20 protein-coding genes are annotated in these 22066 nt (G+C 39.9%); 11 read left to right on the top strand and 9 right to left on the bottom strand.

Going from position 1 to position 22066, the window contains the following annotated elements; translation table 11 throughout:
- The first annotated feature begins 2 nt into the window (after positions 1-2).
- From B0H50_RS11245 to B0H50_RS11225, 5 genes are all read left to right on the top strand, one after another.
- Positions 3-473: a hypothetical protein gene (locus tag B0H50_RS11245; protein WP_106198437.1), complete on the top strand. Its 471-nt coding sequence runs from the start codon at positions 3-5 to the stop codon at positions 471-473.
- A gap of 2 nt (positions 474-475) precedes the next feature.
- Positions 476-1684 (top strand): ATP-grasp domain-containing protein, encoded by a 1209-nt coding sequence (locus B0H50_RS11240; RefSeq protein WP_106198436.1) that lies wholly within the window; start codon positions 476-478, stop codon positions 1682-1684.
- 13 nt (positions 1685-1697) lie between these two features.
- A complete protein-coding gene (locus B0H50_RS11235) occupies positions 1698-3017 on the top strand; it encodes a phenylacetate--CoA ligase family protein (protein ID WP_106198435.1) in 1320 nt (439 codons plus the stop codon).
- A 226-nt stretch (positions 3018-3243) separates the two neighbouring features.
- Positions 3244-4353 carry an ATP-grasp domain-containing protein gene (locus B0H50_RS11230; protein ID WP_106198434.1) on the top strand — a complete coding sequence of 370 codons (1110 nt, stop codon included), beginning with the start codon at positions 3244-3246 and terminating at the stop codon, positions 4351-4353.
- Between the two features lie 3 nt (positions 4354-4356).
- A complete protein-coding gene (locus tag B0H50_RS11225) occupies positions 4357-6078 on the top strand; it encodes a glycosyltransferase family 2 protein (protein WP_109587752.1) in 1722 nt (573 codons plus the stop codon).
- Between the two features lie 39 nt (positions 6079-6117).
- Here B0H50_RS11225 and B0H50_RS11220 read toward each other — a convergent pair whose 3' ends face one another.
- The 9 genes from B0H50_RS11220 to B0H50_RS11180 all read right to left on the bottom strand — a co-directional run bounded on the left by B0H50_RS11220 (position 6118) and on the right by B0H50_RS11180 (position 15647).
- Positions 6118-6954, bottom strand: a complete 837-nt coding sequence (locus B0H50_RS11220) for a glycosyltransferase family 2 protein (protein WP_109587751.1) — start codon at positions 6952-6954, stop codon at positions 6118-6120.
- A complete protein-coding gene (locus tag B0H50_RS11215) occupies positions 6951-8072 on the bottom strand; it encodes a CDP-glycerol glycerophosphotransferase family protein (RefSeq protein ID WP_158256458.1) in 1122 nt (373 codons plus the stop codon). The genes B0H50_RS11220 and B0H50_RS11215 overlap by 4 nt, the downstream gene beginning before the upstream one ends.
- A 73-nt stretch (positions 8073-8145) precedes the next feature.
- Positions 8146-9051 carry a glycosyltransferase family 2 protein gene (locus B0H50_RS11210; protein ID WP_106198430.1) on the bottom strand — a complete coding sequence of 302 codons (906 nt, stop codon included), beginning with the start codon at positions 9049-9051 and terminating at the stop codon, positions 8146-8148.
- A 21-nt stretch (positions 9052-9072) separates the two neighbouring features.
- On the bottom strand, positions 9073-10071 hold the full coding sequence (locus B0H50_RS11205) for a glycosyltransferase family 2 protein (protein ID WP_106198429.1): 999 nt from the start codon (positions 10069-10071) through the stop codon (positions 9073-9075).
- Positions 10068-11360, bottom strand: coding sequence for a hypothetical protein (locus tag B0H50_RS11200; RefSeq protein ID WP_106198428.1), 1293 nt, complete (start codon positions 11358-11360; stop codon positions 10068-10070). The genes B0H50_RS11205 and B0H50_RS11200 overlap by 4 nt, the downstream gene beginning before the upstream one ends.
- 17 nt (positions 11361-11377) lie before the next feature.
- Positions 11378-12136, bottom strand: coding sequence for a WecB/TagA/CpsF family glycosyltransferase (locus B0H50_RS11195; protein ID WP_233244787.1), 759 nt, complete (start codon positions 12134-12136; stop codon positions 11378-11380).
- Between the two features lie 6 nt (positions 12137-12142).
- On the bottom strand, positions 12143-13519 hold the full coding sequence (locus tag B0H50_RS11190) for a nucleotide sugar dehydrogenase (RefSeq protein ID WP_106198427.1): 1377 nt from the start codon (positions 13517-13519) through the stop codon (positions 12143-12145).
- Positions 13520-13633: 114 nt separating this feature from the next.
- Entirely contained in the window at positions 13634-15154 is a 1521-nt protein-coding gene (locus tag B0H50_RS11185; protein ID WP_106198426.1) for a hypothetical protein, read from the bottom strand.
- Positions 15155-15164: 10 nt separating this feature from the next.
- Positions 15165-15647: a GNAT family N-acetyltransferase gene (locus tag B0H50_RS11180; protein ID WP_199191870.1), complete on the bottom strand. Its 483-nt coding sequence runs from the start codon at positions 15645-15647 to the stop codon at positions 15165-15167.
- Positions 15648-15751: 104 nt separating this feature from the next.
- On the opposite strand from B0H50_RS11180, the gene B0H50_RS11175 reads away from it, so the two are divergent.
- From B0H50_RS11175 to B0H50_RS11150, 6 genes are read left to right on the top strand one after another with little or no spacing between them, the layout of a single operon-like run.
- Entirely contained in the window at positions 15752-17239 is a 1488-nt protein-coding gene (locus B0H50_RS11175; protein ID WP_106198425.1) for a hypothetical protein, read from the top strand.
- Entirely contained in the window at positions 17233-18522 is a 1290-nt protein-coding gene (locus B0H50_RS11170) for a U32 family peptidase (RefSeq protein WP_106198424.1), read from the top strand. The genes B0H50_RS11175 and B0H50_RS11170 overlap by 7 nt, the downstream gene beginning before the upstream one ends.
- Before the next feature lie 29 nt (positions 18523-18551).
- Positions 18552-19016, top strand: a complete 465-nt coding sequence (locus B0H50_RS11165; RefSeq protein ID WP_106198423.1) for a hypothetical protein — start codon at positions 18552-18554, stop codon at positions 19014-19016.
- A 49-nt stretch (positions 19017-19065) separates the two neighbouring features.
- Complete coding sequence (locus B0H50_RS11160) at positions 19066-20511, top strand: DEAD/DEAH box helicase (RefSeq protein WP_106198422.1); 1446 nt, start codon at positions 19066-19068, stop codon at positions 20509-20511.
- Positions 20511-21272 carry a type I methionyl aminopeptidase gene (map, locus tag B0H50_RS11155; protein WP_106198421.1) on the top strand — a complete coding sequence of 254 codons (762 nt, stop codon included), beginning with the start codon at positions 20511-20513 and terminating at the stop codon, positions 21270-21272. The genes B0H50_RS11160 and map overlap by 1 nt, the downstream gene beginning before the upstream one ends.
- 2 nt (positions 21273-21274) lie before the next feature.
- The gene (locus tag B0H50_RS11150) at positions 21275-21610 is read left to right on the top strand and encodes a hypothetical protein (RefSeq protein WP_106198420.1); all 336 of its coding nucleotides are present in this window, start codon (positions 21275-21277) and stop codon (positions 21608-21610) included.
- Positions 21611-22066: the final 456 nt, after the last annotated feature.

Genomic DNA, 22066 nt, shown 5'->3' with positions numbered 1-22066 from the left:
CGATGCAAAACATCTATTTTCCAGACGAAGAAATTACTATCAACGATTTGTATTTCGTGTGTTATATGATTGAACGCACTGCGCGAAAATTAAAGCAGCACAACAAGTATGTGGTAAATGCTTTGGGCAAGGAAAATCTTGTGCATCAGTTAAGTGTAGCAAATGTGATGCACTGTAAAAATCCCGAAGAAGTTGTTTACGAATGGACGACTCAATACAATTTACAAAGCGGAAATTTTGACATCACGAATGTGGATAAAACTTTAGCTGAAATTATTCCGACAGAACTTCAAATGGGTAAAGTTTATCAGCGTTTAATTGTTGATACTTTGCAACCTGGCGAAGATTATGCCGATGGCATTTTAAAAATTTATAACAGCTGGATTTGCGAAAAAATTGACAACTACAACTGCAGCGCATTTTACGAGCCTTCGTATTATATTGCGCGCGCTTTTGAAAACGGTGGGTTTTAGAGATGAAAAAGCTGATGCTTCTTGGCGGGCTTCGATATTTGCTTCCTGTAATTGAAGAAGCTCACAAGCTAGGCGTTTATGTGATTACCGCCGACTACTTACCAAATAACATTGCGCATAAATTTTCCGACGAATATGTGAACGTGAGCATCATCGATAAAGATGCAGTTCTTAAAGCGGCTCAAGAATTAAAAATTGACGGAATTCTTTCACACGCTGTTGATCCAGGAGTAGTCTCTGCAGCATACGTTGCGGAAAAGATGAAGTTGACATTCCAATGCAGTTACAAGGCGGCATGCATCTTGCAAGATAAATCCCTTTTCCGCAAATTTCTTTTCGAAAACGGATTCAACTCTCCCAACGCAAAAGGTTACAACAATATTGACGATGCACTCAAAGATGTTGATTATTTTAATTGGCCAGTTATCGTAAAACCTGTAGATTCTGCCGGAAGCAAAGGCGTAACTAAAGTTGAGAATAAAAGTGACCTTGCAGCCGCAATACAAAATGCGCTAAACGCCTCACTCTCCAAAAATTTCATCATCGAAGATTTTTTGGATAAGGTTGGAGCGCAGTCTAGTGCAGATATTTTTACAGTGAACGGAAAGCTAGTTTATCCCGCTTATTCAGATCAACTTTTTGACACGAATGCTGCAAACCCTTACACGCCCGCTGTTGAAATTTGGCCTGCAACGATGGAACAGAAATTTCAAGACGATTTGACTGCGCAATTACAACGCCTCTTTGACTTGCTCCATGTTAAGTCAGGCATTTACAATGTGGAAAGCCGCATTTGTTCTAACGGTAAGGCTTATATTATGGAAGTGAGTCCACGAGGCGGCGGGAACCGCATCGCTGAACTGCAAGATATGGCAACAGGACAAAGCCTTATTCGTAACGAAATTAAGAAGGCTCTTAGCATGCCTTTGGATAACATCTGCGCTCCCGAATATGATGGCGTCTGGTGCAATTACATATTGCATTCCTCAAAAAGAGGAAAGCTCGTGTCCATCGATATCGAACCGGAATTTCGCAAAAAATATGTGCGTAACGAAGGACTCATTGTAAAAGCGGGCGACGAAATTGTTCCTTTTACAGGAGCCAACACTTCACTAGGAACTCTTTTCCTTCGATTTGAAAATCGGGTTGAAGCAGACAACATTCTTACCCAAATAAACAAATTTATCTCTATCGTTTTGGAACAGAAATAATTGGAATTTCATTATGGATTTGAACGCTCTTTACCTTAGAACTCGTTTTTGGATTAAGGATTTTCTGAAGGGATCTCCGATTAGAAAACCTTATAACGAAATCAAGTTTATCCAAGAAAATTCATACGAAAAAGGTCTCCCGATTCGTGAAGCCGCTCTTCAGCAACTGCTGAATTTTGCAAAGCAGAACACCACCTTCTACAAAAATATTCAGGGAAACGATTTAAAATCTTTCCCCATTATGAACAAGTTTTCACTCTTGGAACACTATAACGAAATTTGTGTTGAAAAATCAAAAATTCCAGGACAAGTCGGGGACGTGCATATTCAAACTACATCGGGCTCAACAGGCACGCCATTCAAGATTCCGCAAGATACGCGGAAACGTATGCGACGCATTGCCGAGCTCAAGTACTTTGGAGCCATTGCCGGTTTTAAAACACACGAAAAACTGATTCATCTACGCACGTGGAATCGTTGGCAGCAAAAGACAGCGAAACAGATTAAAACCGAAAATATCATTCCATTTGACATTTCAAAAATTGGCGATGTCGAACTCAAGCAACTCTGCGAATTGATTATTTCATCAAAGGCAGTTTGCCTTCGCGGTTACGCCTCTTCTTTAGGCAAGCTTGCCGAATACGCGAAAGACAAGGGCTATAAATTTCCGCACTTAAAATTGGCAATTGCAGGTGCAGAATCATTGCAAGATGATGTTCGTGCTTTATTCAAGGAAGTCATGCACGCAGACATTCAATCGCAATATGCAAACGAAGAATGTGGCATTCTTGCCCAAGAACGCGTTCCGACTCTTGAAAAAGATAATCCTATGTACTGGAATAATTCCGGTTACTTTTTCGAAGTTCTCAAGTTCGATTCCGATGAACCAGCGGAATACGGAGAACTTGGGCGAATCGTCATCACCGACTTGCATAATTATGCCTTCCCCGTTATTCGATATGATAATGGAGATACCGCTATATTGCAAGCTCCAAATCAATTTAGTAATGGTTACCCGATTATCGAAAAACTTTACGGTAGGCGTTTGGATTTGACATACACAACAACAGGTACAGCGGTTTCGCCTCTTACATACGGGCGCATTCTCAAACACTACGAAAACATTGCTCAATGGCAATTTATACAAAATGGTGAAAAGGACTATGCGTTAAATTTAATTATGCGAGGTGAAGAACCAAACTTGCCATCCATTGTGGAAATGCTCAAGGAAAGCCTTGGCCGTGATGCAAATATCATCATCAACAAAGTGGATGATATACCTATTCTTGCATCCGGCAAAAGAAAACCTGTTGTTAACAATTGGCAGAAGTAAACCCTAGGGAATCAAAACAATTATTTTATGTTAAGCATCGCTTAACTTAGGTGGAACCAAATGAAAATTTTAATCATAGGAAGTAATTTTGGCACCATAGATATGGTGAATGAGGCTCACAAACAAGGTGATTATGTCGTTGTAGCTGACTATTACGAAAATTCTTCCTCATTATCTTAGGCGCTATATTCTTCATTCTCAAAGTAACGCAAAAGGAAAAAACTTAATGAAACTTGCCATCATCGGTGCGGCACTTGGTCAGGTTCAGCTTTGCAAAAAAGCCCGAGAAATGCACATCGAAACCATCGGTTTTGCTTGGGAAAAAGGGGCAATTTGCAAAAGTCTTTTTGACAAGTTCTATCCGATTTCCATTTATGAAACTGACAAAATCATCGAAATTTGCAAGAAGGAAAAAATTGATGGCGTGGTTACGAACGCATCAGAAAAAGCAATCGATATTGTAGCCATCGTAGCTGATGCACTGGGTTTGCGAGGCGGTCCATACGAAACAATCAAAAACATCAAAGACAAAACATACACTCGACTTGTATCTAATAAAGTTCCAGGCTTTACTCCGATACCTTTTTACAAGTATGATGGCAGAAAAAATGAAATTTACCCTTGCGTAATCAAGCCCTGCACAGCCGCCGGCAAACGCGGAGTTTCTTTCGTACGTTGCGAAGCTGATTTTGAAAAAGCTCTCGTCTATGCTAATGCAGAAACAAAAAATGGAGTAACCATCGAAGGCTTTGCCGAAGGTCAAGAAATTTCCGTTGAATCCATTTCCTTTGACGAAAATCATTATGTCATCCAAATTACAGATAAGGAAAATTCCGGTGCGCCACATTTTGTGGAACTAGGTCACCACCAGCCTTCCGCTTTGCCTCAAAATATTCAAAATAGAATTCGCGAAGCCATTCCGAAACTTCTTGACGCAGTTCAATTCAAAAATGGCGCAACCCACATTGAAATAAAAATTGGCAACCAGGGAGAAATCTATCTTATTGAAATTAATCCGCGTGGCGGTGGAGACGGCATTTCAAACAATCTCGTTGAAATGAGTACAAACTGTGACTACGTCAAAAAAATGATTGAAGTTGCCCTCGGCACATTTACTCCCCCTGTGGTAAAGAATACAAACCACGCCGGAATTTACTTTTTGTGTAAACAAACTGAGCAATATATCAACGCATTCAAGGCTCTCAAAAATCAACCCTGGCTTGTTGAAAAGAATATTTCCAGTTTCAACTTAAGCGAAGCTACCGGAAATAAAAACAGAAACGGTTATTTTTTCTATTGTTCCGACAAAAAAATCCTTTTAGACGAGATTCATTAAATCATGTCTCAGCAACCCCTAGTTTCTATCCTGTGCGCCACATATAATCAAAAAAAATACATTGCTCAATGCATTGAAGGTTTTTTGTGCCAAAAGGTTAATTTCCCAATTGAAATCATCATTCACGATGACGCATCAACCGATGGAACTGCTGATATTGTAAGGGAATATGCGAATAAGCATCCTGATTTAATTAAGCCAATTCTTCAAACGGAAAACCAGCATTCTAAGCATAATTCAATTTGGAAAAATTTCATTTACCCTAAAGCACAGGGTAAATATTATGCAGAATGTGAAGGCGACGACTATTGGACTGATTCGAACAAATTGCAAAGACAGGTAGATTTTCTGGAATGCCACCCCGATTATGTTCTTTCTACAGAGAACGCAAATATTTTGTTTACTAAAACGGGTGTCGTTAAGCCTTTTTCTACGGAACAAGAACATAACATAACTCAAGATGATCTTCTCATTTGCAGAAGATTTGCGACAGCTTCTGTCGTTTATCAGGGAAAGTATGTTGCCGAATTTCTTAAGTCTGATCAACCTTCTTTTGATACTTGCTTTTGGGCATACCTTTCTTCAAAAGGAAAAATCCATTTTTCTCCTATAATTTCATCTGTATATCGGCGAGGACCTGGCGTTACAGAAAATAATAAAGTAAAATGGGCCTATACAAGCGAACAATTCAACAATACAATCAATCAGTTTTATAATCCAAGTAAAAAAGTTCGCAAAGCACGAAACAAGACTCTATTTTTTGACTTTAGACAAGGTTGGAAAGCGGCTAAAGTATGCGGTGACAAGGTTAATGCCCGCAAGCTACTTTTTAAAATGATAAAGCTCAGCCCAAAGTTTTTTATTGAAGATTATCTGAAAAGAAAATATCAGTTCTATGTAAACGAAAAAATTCGACCTGCATTAGCCAATTTAAAAATCAAACTCGCCTCTACAAAGAAACGGTCTTCATCAGAACGCAGTAACCCTATTGTAGTTTCTCTAACAAGTTATGAGCCAAGATTTAAAACACTTCATCTTTGTATCAAGAGTCTGCTCAACCAAAGTTTTTCTGCTGATAAGGTCATTCTTTATCTTACTAAAGATATTGAAATTTCTTCGCTTCCTAAAAATTTGCAGATGCTGCAATCTAAGGGACTTGAAATTCGAAACATCTGTGAAAATATCAAGCCACATAAAAAATACTTTTACGCTATGCAGGAATTCAAGGATTCAATCATCGTTACTGCTGACGACGATGTCATTTATCCCAAGAATTGGCTTGAATCCCTATATGATTCATACAAGATGCACCCTAGTTGCATTTCCGCACGTAGAGTACATAAAATTAGTCGTTGTTTAGACGGCTCCGCAGCCCCCTACAACACTTGGACTTTAGAGTATAGAGGAGTAGAACCTTCTATGGATTTAGTTGGCATTGGTGTCGGAGGCGTTCTATATCCACCTCATATATTTGACATGAATAAGGAATATTTCAAAAAAGAGAATATCATCAGCAATGCTTTAAATGCAGATGATATTTGGCTCAAATTTATGGAATTGGAAGAAAATGTTCCTGTTGTGTGGGTTCCTTGCAAAACGCCACACCCATACAAGATTGACGATCCTGCACTTGCTCAAACTGGCCTTGAAAACGAGAATCGCCTTAACAACCAAAATGACATTTATATTAAAAACTGCGAAAAGTTTTTCAAGAAAAAACTTTGAGTTGTATATGAACCATTTCTAACATATACAGAACTTAAATCAGCAACAACCCTTTAGCAGAAATTTTATCAATCGATAAACCATTCGTGGCGATTGTTTGAATTTAAAGGCTAGTTTAATCAATTCGTATTTTAATGTTCTGTCTTTGACTGTCGCAGAGAATTTAAGCAGATTATATCCCATACGATCGCTAGACGCTTTATATTCTTCAATCAACTTCTTGTGTTTTGATAAAATCAATTTCCAAGCCAGCAAATATTTTTTAGGTTTTGCAGAAATGGAATCATTCTGAATAAAATAATCAACCAAAGGTTTGTCTAAACAAAAAATTGAATATTTTTTTTGAGCACGGATTAACATTTCAAATTCCTGAAAGCGGGGCATTTCAGGATCGAACTTTGTATTTTTAAAGACTTCGGCTTTTCCAAAAATTGTTTGAGTGCCAATTGCAAAGGGTAAATTATCTTTTGCCAAAAAGCCCTCTTTAAAATAAGTGGATAAGACTTCTACAACTTTTCCATCCTGATATCTATTCATTTTGCAAAAAACAACATCAGCGTTGTTCGCAATAAGTGCTTGCATTTGCAATTCTAGCTTGTTACTATGCCAAACATCATCGCTATCATGGAATGCGATGTATTCACCTTTTGCATGCTCTATTCCATTATTTCGAGCAACACATGCGCCTGCATTTTTTTGATACACATAAACAATTCTTGAATCATTTAAAGATTCTACAATCTCTTTTGTATTATCTGTGGAGCCGTCATCAACAATAATGAGTTCAAAATCTTTATAAGTTTGAGCTAAAACACTCTGAGCTGCACGCTTTAAAAGTTCTGCACGATTATAAGTCGGAATAATCACTGAAATCATAACGCAATCCTTTCACAGACTTTTTGATACACATTTTCAGAATAACAAGTTCCCGCAATGGATTTATCTTCAAAAAGTTCATTCAATAAATTCGTAGAATTCATGTTTACATTCTTTAAGAGGAAAACTAAATCATCAACATTTTTGACTTTTTCTTGAGTTACCCTTTTATATGCGGTATTGACCGAAGAATAAGACAGGTATTCCGTTTCGTCAGGAACATAAAATACAACAGGTTTTCTCAGTAATGCAAAGTCAACGCAACAGCTTGAATAATCAGTGATTAAAACATCGGAAGACATTAAAAGTTGCTCTACTGACGAAACGCTTTTATCGCCTAGAATTTTAATATTGTTTATTTGTGGTTTTATTCTAAAATCTGTGAGTGGGTGCAATTTAGCCAAGAATAAAATTTTATGTTGTTGTAAAAAATCTTTAAAATTTTGATTTGAATTCAAATTTTCTAAAATAATTTTGACTTCGTCTTTTTTCGTTTTTGGATTTACTCTATAAGTGGGCATATACAAAATCACCTTAGAATAATCATCATCAAGTACATTTTTTAAAACCTCATTTTTATCAATATGCTGCTTAAAGATGTCGTTTCGAGGCTGGCCCGTAATCAATACCGATTCTCTTTTTACGCCAAACTGTTCTTCAACACGCTCAGCTGTATATTCCGAAGTTCCTATTGAAAAATTGCGACCAACCCAGTTAAAGAATTTATCAATGCCCTTTTTGATTTTTAACTTTTTACCAGAATAATTTTCATTATAAATTTTTTTAAAGCCAGCAATCCCATGCCACAAGGCGACAACCTTAGAACCTGCAACAAGTGGAATTGCACAAAAATCATCAAGCCCATTAGTAAAAAATGAGACGCCTCCACGTAACATCATCAAAATACCTTTGATAGACGTTGAGGTGTAACATTCATAGCCTAAAGACTTTACTTGAACACAAACTTTTTGATTTCTGGTAATCCATACGCAGCGAATTTCTTTGTGATTTTGATTGACATATTCAAATAAAAATTTGGCGTTGTCTGCGTATTTTTTTCCAATCCACGCTCCAAAAAGCCAAATATCCTTTTTACGGAAAGGGTTAAGTTTCAACAAGTGAAAAATAATTCCACAAAGTAAAAGCGAGCATTTTCGCCATTCTAGGAATTTCGAGAATTTCATACCAATATTAGACTTTCATCAATGTTTTAAAATAGGGCTTTGTATTTTTTAAAATATATGGAGATAGCCATTGAATTGCGGTTACAGCCTTCAAAAATAATCCGATTGCCTTCGAAATATTTTTCTTGCCATAACGAACTCTCGAAATTTCGTGATGAATTGTAGAAAAACTTCCATAGCCGATAATTTCATCAACGGAACGATTTCCCGCTCTCCCTAAATGAATCACTTTAGGGCCATCAATCAAGACTCGTTTTAAATTGTTTTTTGCCATTTGACATTGCAAATCAACTTCTTCATAATACAGAAAAAATTTTTCATCATATTTTGCATAATTGTTATTTTTTAAAAACAAATCGGCTCCGCAAATAAAATCCACTTCACCCGTTTTAAATGCATAAATCGGCTTCTTTCTTAAATGTGTAATATCACGATGAAAAAGTTTGAAAATATGCTTTACCCAATAAGCTAAAATATGATGGACTCCATGATACAATTCTTCTGAAAAAGATGGGAAACGTCCATGTGAAAAATTAATTTCTCCTGTACCATCATCAAGATTACAGCCTAATGCACCCAAAGATTCGCTTTCGTGTTCCTTCCAATAATCATAGAATATTTTAACAGCGTTATTCTGCAATAAAGTATCGCTATTGAGATAAAATATGAACTCGCCCTTGGCAACTTTCAATCCTCGATTATTGGCGGTTCCAAATCCTAAGTTTGCATTATTTTCTAGAACAATAACTTTCGGAAATTCAGATTTAATCATTTCAATCGAGCCATCTTTTGAACCGTTATCCGATACAATGATTTCAAAATCCAAATTTTTAGTTTTATCATAAATTGATTTGAGACAATTACGGAGAAGCTCGCAGGTATTGAAACTTACAATGATAATTGAAACTTGCATAAAAACTCCTATAGACTAAAATTACTGTTTTCCTTTTAGCTTATAATAAAAAGGGCGTAAAATATTAAGTAGGATATTTACAATTGAATCCATTATAGAACGATACAACGCACTATTATTATATATCCACCTATAATAAATAGGAAACTTAAAGCGTCCTTTTTCAATAACGATTCTTACATAATCAATCGCATGCATGCGCTGCGATTTCGATTCTTTTGTGCTATATGTAAAGCGCAATAAAGAATGGATACGCGATTGCATTATAATATCGTATGTATTTTTATTTTCAAATTTTTCTTGCAAATCTAAAGCTAATTTTTCAAATTCCCTTGTCTGCAAAAGCATTTTATCAATCGGATGCAGTTTTTTACTGAGCACGGAATATTCGTTGTTGTAAACATAGCCAGCCTGATTACTTATTTTGATTTTATCTATATATTTTAAGACAGTCAAGTTGAATAAAAAATCTTCGGCAATGGAGAATCGTTCATCAAACAAAATATTATTCGCTAGAATAATGCTTTTCTTTATGCATTTATTCCAAGGCGATCTAAACATGAGTCCGTTTACTTTTTCCTGATTTTCGAGTTCTTTAAAAATTTCAATTTTACAAAGTTCTCTTTCATCATATCGAATCGTTTGCAGATCATTTTTTTGTTTGCAGTCATAACCCTGAATAATAACATCGGCATTATTTGAGTCATTAAAGGAATCAAGCCAAAACGGTTTTACATAATCGTCACTATCAACAAAGGCAATCCAGTCGCCCGCTGCTATTTTCAATCCTTCATTGCGAGCAGAACTGACTCCACTATTTTTTTTGTGAATCACTACAAAACGAGGATCTTTTTTAGCATATTCGTCACAAATAGCGCCCGAATTATCAGGAGAGCCGTCATCAATTAAAATGCATTGCCAAGAAGGAACCTTTTGAGTTAAAATAGATTCTAAGCATCTTTGAATATGCTTTTCTACTTTATATACAGGAATGATAATTGAAAATTTAACAGCACTCACTTTTCATCCTCTTCCTGTTCTTCACTTTCTTCTTGCGGATTTTCTTTTTGAATATAAGCTTCGTATTCTTCTTCTAATTCATCCCGTCGTAAAAATTTGCTTTGAATATGCCCTATGCAAAACCAGTATAAAAAAGGATGCAATACTCCTAATTCCCAAGGAGCCGCTCCAAGCATTGCAATTAGAACAAAAACAAGACAGCATATTTCAAAGAGACAATACCTAAAAATAAATAAACCCTTTACAATTGAGCTTGTACAAAAATAAAGCAACATAAATAACCCCACAAAACCAATTTCGCATGGAATTCTCATATAATCACAGTCAGGAATTCCCTTAAAACCTTCATAAACCGCACCATGGCCATACCTTCCAAGACCATCTCCAAATGTAGAAAGTCTGTCCATAAATTGCGAAAACATGGCAAAACGATCCCCCACCATATTACCATCATAATTCACAGAACGATTTACAATATATGTTACAAAGCCATCTCCTAAAACGATCACTGCAATAGCGGCAATGGCTATTCCGAAAACAATGCTAAAAAACCACAATGCATATAGGTATTTTCTATTTTTCAATCTGCGAATTGCTGCATAGATTGTAAGCAAAACCAAATACAAAATTGCAAAGGCTATCGAGACGCGTTGTTGTGCAAAAAACAAGCAGAAAAAACTCACAATCATGCTTATTGAATCTAGTTTTGAAAAAGCATTATCAACAATAATCCTTTTTGTAGTTAAAATGAATATAAATAACGAAGCATATCCCATAAAATAAGAATGTGGCCAAAAAGACGACAGTCTTGATACTTCGTATAATAAATAACCCGAAATTTCTGTGGCATCAATATTCATGGTTGACCATAAGTCATTCACTTTAAATTGCACATAAAACGATGGCTGTACAAAGTAAAAAAATAATCCACATGCCATCGCAAATAACAGCGGCCGTCTCATATTTAAAAAGAAATCTTCATTCTTGAATTGTTCACTTCGTGCAATAAAGTAAAAACAGATCGGAATAATTTCGGAACGAACCCCTAAATAAAAAAGTCTGTCTGGCAATGAGCCAACAATTCCTGTGATTAAATTATAAATGATATATAGAACAACAAAAAAATCTAGCTGTTCAAATTTAATATTTTGCGCACATATTACCGTAGCAATAACGACCACTACAATAAAGGCCGACGAAGTATCTCGAAAACCAAACATTATGCTAGCAGCGATTGCTACTAGTATCCAGTAGTAATGTTTAATAATGCCTAAAAAAAGTTTTTCCATTTTTCCTCAATGGAAACTTACTTGTTTTTTCGGTATTTCCAAAGTAATTGCAAAAATTTCCAATCGCGAAAAATGTATCGTTTGAACATACGGCGAGGCTCTTGGCACATACGATAAAACCATTCAAGCCCATGATTTGACATCCATTTAGGGGCACGCTTCATAGTGCCTGCAGCAAAATCTAAACTTGCTCCAATGCCTAAACATAAAGGAATATCCCAACGATCTTTGTTTTCGTTGATCAAGATTTCTTGTTTAGGACAACCTAATGCAACTGCTAAAATATCAGGTTTTGTGGTTGCTAAGAGTTGGTCTATTTTTACTATTTCAGTTGGTGAATTTTCAAATCCAATAGGAGGCGAATAGTGTCCAGCAATTTGTAAGTTTGGAAATGTTTTTACCAAATTTTGAGCCGCTTTTTCTGCGACTCCTTCATTAGCTCCTAAAAAGAACATCTTGTAGCCTTTTTTTGAGGCTAGTTCACAAAGCTTTGGTAAAAAATCGGATCCAGAAATTTTTTCTTTGATAGGATGGCTAAAAAATTTTGAAAACCAAATAATTGGCATTCCATCTGCTAAAGTCAAATCCGCATTGCTATAGGCATTGCGCAATTTCTCGTTTTGCTCAAGCAAAACGAGGTGATCAACGTTAGGAGTGACAATAAATGCATTTTTGCGTTGCTGAACAAGATTATCCGCAGCAATTAAAGCTTCTTCTGCTGTAAGATTGTCAATCTTAACATTTAGAAATTGAACTTTCGTCAATTTCAAGTTCATGAAATTTTACTCCGCTACACCTTTACCAATGCAAGAAACTTCAAAGCCGATTTCTCGTAAAGCGTTGGCGTTTAAAATATTGCGACCGTCAAAGATGAAAGCGGGCTTTGCCATACTCTTGTAAATGCGCTTCCAATCGAGTTCGGTGAAGCATTTCCATTCGGTGCAGATGACGACAGCGTGAGCGTCTTTGGCAGCTTTGTAAGGGTCTTCTTCGAAGGTGACTTGATCCAAAACATCGGCGAGGTCGCGCTTTGCATCGTGAATCGCTTTCGGGTCGGTGACGACGGGATGCGCGTGTTCGGCGAGGAGATCGCGGACAACTAAATTCGCAGGGCTTTCGCGGGTATCGCCCGTGTTCGCTTTAAATGCAAAACCAAAGACAGCGATTTTTTTGCCGGCGATGGTGTTGAACATTTTTTCGAGCATGCTTTCGAGGACGCGGTGCGTTTGCCATTCGTTGATTTTGACAACGCTTTCCCAATAAGCAGCGACTTCGGGGAGACCGTAATAACTGCAGAGGTAAACGAGATTCAAAATATCTTTCTTAAAGCAAGAACCGCCGAAGCCGATGGAAGCTTTTAAGAATTTGCTTCCGATGCGGTGATCTTTTCCCATCACATAAGCGACTTCGTCCACGTCGGCACCGGTCTTTTCGCAGAGAGCGCTAATCGAGTTAATCGAACTAATGCGCTGCGCGAGGAAAGCGTTTGCGGTGAGCTTCGTGAGTTCGGAGCTCCAAAGATTTGTCGTGAGAATGCGTTCACGCGGAACCCAGTGTGCGTAAACATCGACCACTTTTTGTAAAGCGGCGAGGCCGGACTTCGTTTGGTGGCTACCGATCAAAACGCGGTCGGGTTCGAATAAATCTTGAATGGCAGTTCCTTCGGCGAGGAATTCTGGATTCGAGAGAACTTCAAAATGCAAACCTTTATCGTTGCTGTTCAAGATGCGTTCCATTGCAGCAGCGGTGCGAACCGGAAGAGTCGATTTTTCAACGATGATTTTATCGTTCGAGGCGACTTCCAAAATTTCGCGGGCGGTCTTTTCCCAATATTGTAAATCCGAAGCTTTTCCGGCTCCGCGTCCGAATGTTTTCGTCGGCGTGTTGACGCTGACAAAGATAATGTCGGCTTCGCGGACTGCGTTTGGAATGTCGGTGCTAAAGAATAAGTTGCGACCGCGGGCACGTTTGACGACATCGTCTAAGCCGGGTTCAAAAATCGGAAGGTCTTCGCTATTCCAAGCGTCAATGCGTTTTTGGTTGATGTCCACAACGGTTACTTTGACATCGGGACATTTATCTGCAATGACTGTCATGGTGGGGCCGCCGACATAGCCTGCACCAATACAAAGAATCTTGGTCTTGAAGTTAGTATCCATAATAAGCCAAAATTAGTTTTTTTTTTGATAAAGCGAGCAAATTATAGGATAAAAAACACCCGTGGCTCGTAAATTTTTGTTCTCTGCGTGCTCTCGGACACAAAGAAAAATAGTTTAGAAAACTTTTTTATAATAAAAGTTCCAGCTGACGCTAGCGCGTCCCCAGAGATCCACGCCGTTTTCGCCTTGGATGTGATCCAAGTTTTTGTAACGGCGAATGCCGCCGCCGAGTTTTGCGGAGAAACCTTTCCAGAGATCGATGCCGTAGGTTAAGTCCGCGACATATTGACGTTCGACGATTCCCGAAAGGATGCGTTCGCAAGCGAGAGCGTCATCGTAATCGACGGTGAGTTCTTTATCGCCTTGACGTAACCAAGCGAGTTCTAGCGCAACGGAATGACGTTTGTAAACCCAATCGACGGTAAACCAAAAGTCTTTGGCATCGGAACCGCGGCGGTAACCGAGAGGATAATCGACGACGAATTTATCGGCAAAGTCGGGGTCGGATTGGCTGCGGTAATTCGAATGATACATTCGACGGCTCGTGTATTTGAGAAGCGGTAAGCGTTCATTGCCCGCAGCGGGATCGGTTAAAACCGCATCTAATCGAAAATCAAATTCTCCGAATCGTTGTGTTTTAATTTTTTGATGATAACCGAGCATGTGGCTGAGAATGCCTCGGTTGGAATCTTTCCCCGTTTCGCCGACGGGACTTTTGACATCGTCGATATTCATCTGATAATAAATGCTTGAACCGAGAAATGGGCGAACGCCAAATTCAAACATGGCATTGGCTTTCGTGTAACCGGTCGCATAATTATCGTGCCAAAACATAAACGGGCTAATGGTGCGAAGCTCCGCTTGTTTCCCGCCGATGACGGATTGTTCAACAAAGTAAAACCAGAAAATGTCAAAGTCTACGCCGAAGCGATGATACGCTAAAGTTTTATAAGGCTCGGTGTATTGCCGCTTCCGTTGATTGTCGATTTGATTATGCGCTTGTTTCCAAACTTCTGTCGTCGAATCAACTTCGCCACCCGGCGTTTCGGGGGTGCCGTGCAAGTGCGCGTTTAATGAACTGAGAAAAAAATCATAGCGGAAAAATCCGACGTGAAAATCCCAAAGGAAGGCGTCGTGATACGGAGTACCGCCGAGCGCAAGAGTATTTGGCGAAGGTCCCATATCGGGTTTAAATCTTCCGATTTGCACAAAGCCTGCGCCGTAATCCCAAGTGGCATAAGCTTTCGTGGGAACGTTAATGTCAACGTGATCGGGAGTGACCGTTGTGTTGGCCGAAACATCGTCTTCATACCAAGCTTCTAAATCTTTGCGCAGCGGAATATAAATATAGACGGAAAAATCTTTGTAAGTGCCGCCGACGAGCGCTTCAAAAAACGGTTCGATATTTTGTTCGTATTGGCGTCCGGTTTCTAGAGGAATTTGTAATGCGCGCCAATTTGCGCCGTAACGGTCAACGGTATCCGACGCGAAAACGCTCGCTTTCGGAGCACCGTAAAGACCGCCAGAAAGTTTTGCGCCGATAAAGAATGCCGTTTCCGATGCCGAAGCAAAGGAAAGCATGACGAAAGGAATGAAGAAAAATGTGAATCGCTGAAGAGCAGAAAACTTTTTCATTTTTCGTTTCTCAAATTTCGGTTCCAGAATTCCGAATCATTTCAAGATAAGGAAGCTCGTGGAAATTAGCTTTTTTATACGCGCGCATCGCGGGAAGATTTTCTTTTTCGACTTCTAAGCGGTGCAAAAATTGAGGAAATTCTTTTTGCACAAAATGGAGAAATGCCGAAGCAATTCCTTGCCCGCGAAAATTTTCTTGCACAAAAATATCTTCAATCCAAACGATGCGTTTTCCGAATTCTGTGGAAAATCCAAAAGCGATCATTCCGTAGCCCGCGATATTTTTATCGACTTCAAAAATATATCCGCAAGCCCACGGCGAATCACTTGTACATTCTTCGATGTCGTTTCGGAAAATTTCTTCGGAACCGTTGGTGAATACAGCGGGCGAGGCGTAAAATCCGCGCATCATCGAGAGAACATTTTCAGCATCGCTTTTTTGCATTTTTCGAATTTGCAACATCGCAATTCCTTTGGCTTTTTGAGCTTTCAAATTTTCCTGAATGGAAAATAGAAAAGTCGAGGATTCTAGGCAAAATATGTCTGTGCAAAGAAAATAAAAAACAAAAAAATGCAAAACTATTTTAAATTAACGCAATGATTTTTTCAAATCGTCATTTTCTTTTCTGGTTGCTCGTGAGCTTGACCGCAGCGATTGCATTTGCGCGGTCGCCGATTATTTCAAGTGAACGCTCTCGCAATTTGAAACAACTAGAAACGACTCCGCTTTTGTTTGAATATCATCGGATGACGACAAGCGATGCGGAACAAATTTTTTATTATCCGCGGCGCGATTCTGCGTGGCGAAGAAATTTTGCAGAAATCGAAAAACGTTCGCTGATTAAATATCAAGATGAAAAGCAAGCGATTGCGGCAAGTCTTGTCGGCGGGATGGATTATCGCGGTGGCGAAACTCTCGGCGATACGATTTGGCCGGGACTTGACGGCGGACTTTATTTGCGCGGTTATCGTGACTCGGTCGAATTTATGCTCGACGCTCGCATTTATGTGGAAAATCACAGCGCCGATTATCCGAAATCTTTTGACGGAGAATTTGTTGAATTTCAAAAAGAAGAAAATAACGATGGCGTGGAATATACGAGTTATTCGCGGTATCGCGGAATGTTCGCTGCGAACTTAGGCTTTGGCCGTTTAATGCTCGCTCGCGATGTGTTTCATTTTGGTCCTGGCTATTACAACAATTTAACTCTCAACCAATTTGCGCTTCCCTATAATTCTCTTTCGTTTGAATTTCATGTGGGACCGCTTTCGGTGATTAGTTTATACGCAGACCTTCGTATTTTCCCCAATAGCATGAGCAATAAAAATACGAATGACCGCAATCTTTACGCACATCGTTACGAATTGAATTTGGGAAATTTGATTTTGGGAATGAGCGAAACGCAAATCCTTTACAACGAAAATAAACCGTGGCTTTTTGTTCCCATCGTTCCGCTTTTTATGGAGAAAGGAAATTTTTCCGAAGACAATAATAACGGCGCACTTGCGTTTGACGCAAACTATCGCATTCTCAATACGGCGAGAGTTTATACAGAATTTTACATCGACGATTTGGAAAGTCCGATTAGCTTAATTGAAAATGATAATATCGAAGCGAAGTGGGCTTGGATGGCGGGCGCTCAAATCGGACATGATTTTTTCATCCGTGGACATAAATTGGAAGCGGGCGCCATCGCAGAATATGCTCGCGTTGAACCTTATGTTTACAGTCACTTTCACAAAAATACAGCGCAAGCTGCAAACCTCGGCGAGCCTTTGGGTGCACCGAATGGACCGAATAGTCAAACGATTGATTTCGCCGTTTTCGGAAGATTTTCAAAACGGATAAATGTGAATTTGCGAAATACGTGGCTGTGGAAGGGAACAGATTACGGAAGTGCAATTAACGATACAACGCCGACGAGCAATCATTATAAATTGCCAAAGAAATTTCTCGATGGCGCAAAGATGAAATATTCGCTTTCTCCGGCGGTGAGTTACGACGGCGATTATCTTTTTTATATGTTAGAACTCACCCTGTTTCACGACGAAAAAATTTATACGCGGTTAGGCATTAAATGGTAAATTACATTCCAGAACTTTTAGCTCCGGCGGGAGATTTGACCCGCTTAGAATATGCGCTCGCTTATGGCGCCGATGCAGTTTACGCAGGTCAGCCCGCGTTTTCATTACGCGCCCGCGAAAATGGTTTTCGAAATCTCGATGACTTGGCGAAAGGAATTGAAATTACACATGCGCAAGGAAAGAAATTTTATTTGACAAGTAATGTCATCGCACGAAATCCCAAAGTGGCGCCGTTTACAAAAGCTTTGCTCGAAGCTGTGGAATTAAAACCCGATGCGCTCATCGTCGCCGATCCGGGTGTGATTGCTTTTATGCGAAAAGAAGCGCCGCAAATTCCGGTGCATCTTTCGGTGCAAGCGAATACGACGAATTATTTGACTGCGCAATTTTGGCAAACGATTGGCGTGAGCCGCATTATTCTTTCGCGCGAACTAAAACTTTCCGAAGTTTTAGAAATTCAGCAAAAATGTCCGGGACTTGAACTCGAAGTTTTTGTGCACGGCAATGTGTGCATGGCGATGTCGGGGCGTTGCATGCTCAGCAACTGGACAACGCACCGCGATGCGAATCAAGGCATGTGCAATAATTCTTGTCGGATGCCGTATCGTTTATACGCAAATCCCGAAGTGCAATCCGATGATTACAAAAATCACGAAGGCGAATTTTTCTTAGAACGATCCAACACTGAAAACGCAGAACTCATCGGACTCGATGAAGATAAATGGGGAACGTATTTTATGAGCAGCCGCGACTTGTGCGCGTTGGATGCGATTCCCGATTTAATCGCGGGCCACATTGAAAGTTTCAAAATCGAAGGGCGCACTCGGAGCGTTTATTATCTGTCGTCGGTGGTGCACGCTTATCGCAAAGCGATTGATGCGGTTTTATGCGGCGAAGGCGTTCCCGAAATTTCACGCGAATTGATTGCGGATACCGATAGCCGCGGACGGATGCCGGGATTTTTCAAAGGTCCGCTTCCGCAGAATTATGAATCGACGCAAGAGCCTTCGAAAACGGGTGCAGTGGCTGCGCAAGTTATGCGCATTGACGCTGATGGTTCCATCTTGGTGCACATTAAAAATCGAATTGATGCAAACACGCGCCTTCTTTGGCTCGATCCCGAAACCCGCGAAGAAGTTTCGGTTTTAGAGCTCAAAAATGCCAAAAATGTTCCAGTCGAAGCGCTTCATCCGGGGACAGATGGCATAATTCGCCTGCGAAGCGATGTGACGAATCACACAAAATTCGCAAAATTTGCATTTTTAGTCTTGAAAAAAGGTTAATTTGTCATTTCAAAGTTAGATTTGATATTATGGAAGAAATCAGCGAAACCGAATTGAAGCAAAGCAAAATCTTTCGTGACTTCGACAAAGCCTACGCCGAAGGAAAGTTGGATTATTTAAAGCAACTTTTTCTTCCTTATATTCTCAACAACATCGCTGACTTTTATCAATTCAAAAAAGAAAAATTGAAACAGTTTGCCGAAGCGTTGGATATGCATCAGCTGTTAAAGCTGTATTTATATTACAAGCAGATGCCGATAGATATGCGACGCTACATGGAAGGGCAAAGCCAATCGATTAAAGAAGCCATTGCGGATTCGCATCAAGAACGCCAAGTCGCCGTTTCCGAATGGATTAAAAAATATGCAGCACGGCACCGCGATGTTACGATTAAAACGCAGTGCATTTTCTTCGAAAAAATTGCAGACCAAGTCATTCCCATTATCGAAAAATCTTTACAAGAATACGAAGAACAATTAAGAATTCACGGTTGATAATTTACAATCCCGAATTTCTCCTTTCTAATTTCTAATTTTGCTTCGTATGAACGAAGAACAAACAGAAATTCAAGCCGCAGAAGAACCGGCGGCAAAACCGGTCAATCCTTTTCTCAATCCGATTCATATTGTAGAACCTGAAAATAAACTTCCTGACTACAACTTTAATGATTTACCCGCGGATTTAAAAGCGACATTAGAAAAACACGGTTGGACAGATCTTATGCCTGTTCAACGGAAAACGATTCCGTATATGCTCGCTGCTCGCGATATGCTTGTGCAGTCGAAAACGGGCTCGGGAAAAACGGGCGCCTTTGTGCTTCCGCTTTTACAAGTCATTGTCCGCGAACATAAATTTCCGCAAGCGTTAATTTTGGTGCCGACTCGTGAACTGGCGCAGCAAGTAGAAAATGAAATTGAACTTCTTTCCGAAGGCACGGGAATTCGTTCGATTGCCATTTTCGGAGGTGTCGGTTACGATGCGCAGTTGCGCGCTCTTCGCGAAGGCGTGCATATTATCGTTGCGACTCCGGGACGGCTTTTGGATCACGCTCAGCGCGGAAATGTGGATTTTCTTTCGGTTCGCGATTTGATTATGGACGAAGCCGATGAAATGCTTTCGATGGGATTTTATCCGGATATGCAACGCGTGCGCCGTTACTTGCCAAAAGACATTGCGTGTACGATGTTCAGCGCTACAATTCCGCAGACGGTGAAGAGCCTTGCCCGCGAATTTCAACGCAAGAGTGCCGGCTTCCTTTCTTTGAGCTACGACAAAGTTATCGCGAATAATTTGGAACATCGCTATTATATGTGCGATGTGATGGACAAGGATAAACTTACCATCAAAATTCTCGAATGGGAAAATCCCGATAGTTGCATGATTTTCTGCAACATGAAACGCGACGTTTGCTATTTGGAACAAGTGCTTCTCAATTACGGTTTCCGCGTCGGCGCACTTTCGGGTGATATTTCGCAAAAGCAGCGCGAAGAAACTTTGGCGGCTTTTCGCAATAAACATTTGAATATTCTCATCTGCACCGATGTGGCTGCGCGCGGAATTGATGTGACTCATGTGACGCACGTGATAGTTTACGATCATCCCGATGACCACGAAGTTTATGTGCATCGCAGCGGGCGCACAGCTCGTGCGGGGCGCAGCGGTGTTGCGATTTCTCTCATCACTCCGGTCGAAGAAATTGAACTGCAAAAAACCGCAGTCGATTTCGGCATTCAATTCATCAAGATGCCGGCGATTAGCGAAGAAGAATTAGCCAATCGAATTCGTCAGCGGACGATGGCAGAATTGGATCGTGAAAAACGCGTTCTCGGTCAAATGAAAAAAGAACGCCTGCGCAGATTCCTCCCGCTCGTCGATGAGATGATGAAAAATTCTGAAGACAAAGAACTTCTCGCTTATCTTTTGGACAAATTCTATTGGAAAGAATACGACAAGAAAGAAGAAAAGCGTGAACAAGAAGGAAAGAAATAATGTCGAGAATTAAAGTCAAAACCAAAAAAGAAATTGAACTCATTCGTTCGGCGGGCGCTCTTGCTGCAGAAACTTTGGTGCGCGCTGGGGAAATGTGCAAACCGGGCGTGAACACTTTGGAAATCGATGAATTCATCGGAGACTTCACCAATAAAAATGGCGGCATCTCGGCGTGTCTCGGTTATTATGATTATCCGCGTTACGCTTGCATTAGCCTGAATGAAGTTGTGTGCCACGGCATTCCGAGCGAAAAAACAATTCTCAAAGAAGGCGACATTGTAAACATCGACATTACCACAATTCTCGCAGGTTATCACGGTGATTGTTCGGCGATGTTCTGCGTCGGAAATGTTAGCCCAGAAGCAAAAGAATTAGTCGATGTCGCAAAGCAATGTCTAGAAGAAGGAATTCGCGCTGCCGAAATGCCCAAGGCGAGATTTTCGGATATCGGCTGTGCCATTCAACCGATTGCAGACGAACACGGATTTAGTGTTGTCGAAGATTATTGCGGACACGGTATCGGCCGCGGTTTCCACGAAGAACCGAATGTTTTGCATTACGCCAATCGCGGACCTTCTCCGTTTATTGAAATCGGAAATGTGTTTACGATTGAACCGATGATCAACGCGGGAAAGCCCGGAACCAAAACTTTGAAAGATGGCTGGACCGCGGTAACGGTGGACGGAAAACTTTCTGCGCAATGGGAACACACGATGGCGCTCACGAAAAACGGCATCGACATTCTCACACTCCCGAGGTAATTTTGTTCGAAGGTACCCGCGATACGCTCATCAAAAAAGCGATTCAAGAACATCCGATTGTAAAGCGTTTAGGAACGATTCATTCTCTTTCTTTAAATACAAATGAACGTTCTTGCGATTTAGAAATTGGACTTGTCGGAGAACCGTATCCCATTCGGTTTACGGCGAAGTATGATATTTTGAAAACGGATACCGGCGTTGATTTTCAAATTCAAAAAATTCATTCTGAAAAACAATGGATGGAAGAAATTTTGAAAATGATTTTAGAGGCAAAAGGCGGCTCGGTGAAATTTTCCGTTTCCGGAATGGCCGCAAAATTGCTCGCTACTTTCTTGTGAAAAGAATTGAAAAATAAAAACGCAATCCCTAAAATAGTTTCTCTATTTTAGGGATTTTTTCTTGAACAATTTTAAAATCAAATTGAGCGCAATGCAAAAAGAAAGTGCGATCAAAGTGTATTTAAAATAATAATGGTAAAGTTCAAAAGGGGCGCGCGCTTTATGTAGCGCAAACATATTTCTGAACAAGTTACTTTGTGTAAAATAAAAAATGCCACTCAAAAAAATCAAACTAGAAAAGATCCAGTATAAAATTTTTGTAAATCGTGATTTTAATTTTTGTTGCAAATGTTCAAGACTCTATCCATAAAACTGTGTCATTCACCACCAAGCATCATTTGAAAAATGATGTAAATTGAGGAACTATGATGACACACGAAGAATATAAAGAGATGATCAAAAAAGCAGCATCTCAGTTCAAAACAGGAAAGCCAATTTTTGGCAAAGACGGAGCAT

This window comes from Hallerella porci (genome assembly GCF_003148885.1).
Taxonomy (GTDB): Bacteria; Fibrobacterota; Fibrobacteria; order Fibrobacterales; family Fibrobacteraceae; genus Hallerella; species Hallerella porci.
Note: the sequence above shows the minus strand (reverse complement) of the source record. Positions and strands in the feature narration are given on the sequence as shown.

Bases quoted from the DNA above. Each gene is read 5' to 3' on its own strand.
- B0H50_RS11245 (WP_106198437.1), top strand. From the start codon at position 3: ATGCAAAACATCTATTTTCCAGACGAAGAAATTACTATCAACGATTTG.
- B0H50_RS11240 (WP_106198436.1), top strand. From the start codon at position 476: ATGAAAAAGCTGATGCTTCTTGGCGGGCTTCGATATTTGCTTCCTGTA.
- B0H50_RS11235 (WP_106198435.1), top strand. From the start codon at position 1,698: ATGGATTTGAACGCTCTTTACCTTAGAACTCGTTTTTGGATTAAGGAT.
- B0H50_RS11230 (WP_106198434.1), top strand. From the start codon at position 3,244: ATGAAACTTGCCATCATCGGTGCGGCACTTGGTCAGGTTCAGCTTTGC.
- B0H50_RS11225 (WP_109587752.1), top strand. From the start codon at position 4,357: ATGTCTCAGCAACCCCTAGTTTCTATCCTGTGCGCCACATATAATCAA.
- B0H50_RS11220 (WP_109587751.1), bottom strand. From the start codon at position 6,954: ATGATTTCAGTGATTATTCCGACTTATAATCGTGCAGAACTTTTAAAG.
- B0H50_RS11210 (WP_106198430.1), bottom strand. From the start codon at position 9,051: ATGCAAGTTTCAATTATCATTGTAAGTTTCAATACCTGCGAGCTTCTC.
- B0H50_RS11200 (WP_106198428.1), bottom strand. From the start codon at position 11,360: ATGGAAAAACTTTTTTTAGGCATTATTAAACATTACTACTGGATACTA.
- B0H50_RS11195 (WP_233244787.1), bottom strand. From the start codon at position 12,136: ATGAACTTGAAATTGACGAAAGTTCAATTTCTAAATGTTAAGATTGAC.
- B0H50_RS11190 (WP_106198427.1), bottom strand. From the start codon at position 13,519: ATGGATACTAACTTCAAGACCAAGATTCTTTGTATTGGTGCAGGCTAT.
- B0H50_RS11185 (WP_106198426.1), bottom strand. From the start codon at position 15,154: ATGAAAAAGTTTTCTGCTCTTCAGCGATTCACATTTTTCTTCATTCCT.
- B0H50_RS11175 (WP_106198425.1), top strand. From the start codon at position 15,752: ATGATTTTTTCAAATCGTCATTTTCTTTTCTGGTTGCTCGTGAGCTTG.
- B0H50_RS11170 (WP_106198424.1), top strand. From the start codon at position 17,233: ATGGTAAATTACATTCCAGAACTTTTAGCTCCGGCGGGAGATTTGACC.
- B0H50_RS11165 (WP_106198423.1), top strand. From the start codon at position 18,552: ATGGAAGAAATCAGCGAAACCGAATTGAAGCAAAGCAAAATCTTTCGT.
- B0H50_RS11160 (WP_106198422.1), top strand. From the start codon at position 19,066: ATGAACGAAGAACAAACAGAAATTCAAGCCGCAGAAGAACCGGCGGCA.
- map (WP_106198421.1), top strand. From the start codon at position 20,511: ATGTCGAGAATTAAAGTCAAAACCAAAAAAGAAATTGAACTCATTCGT.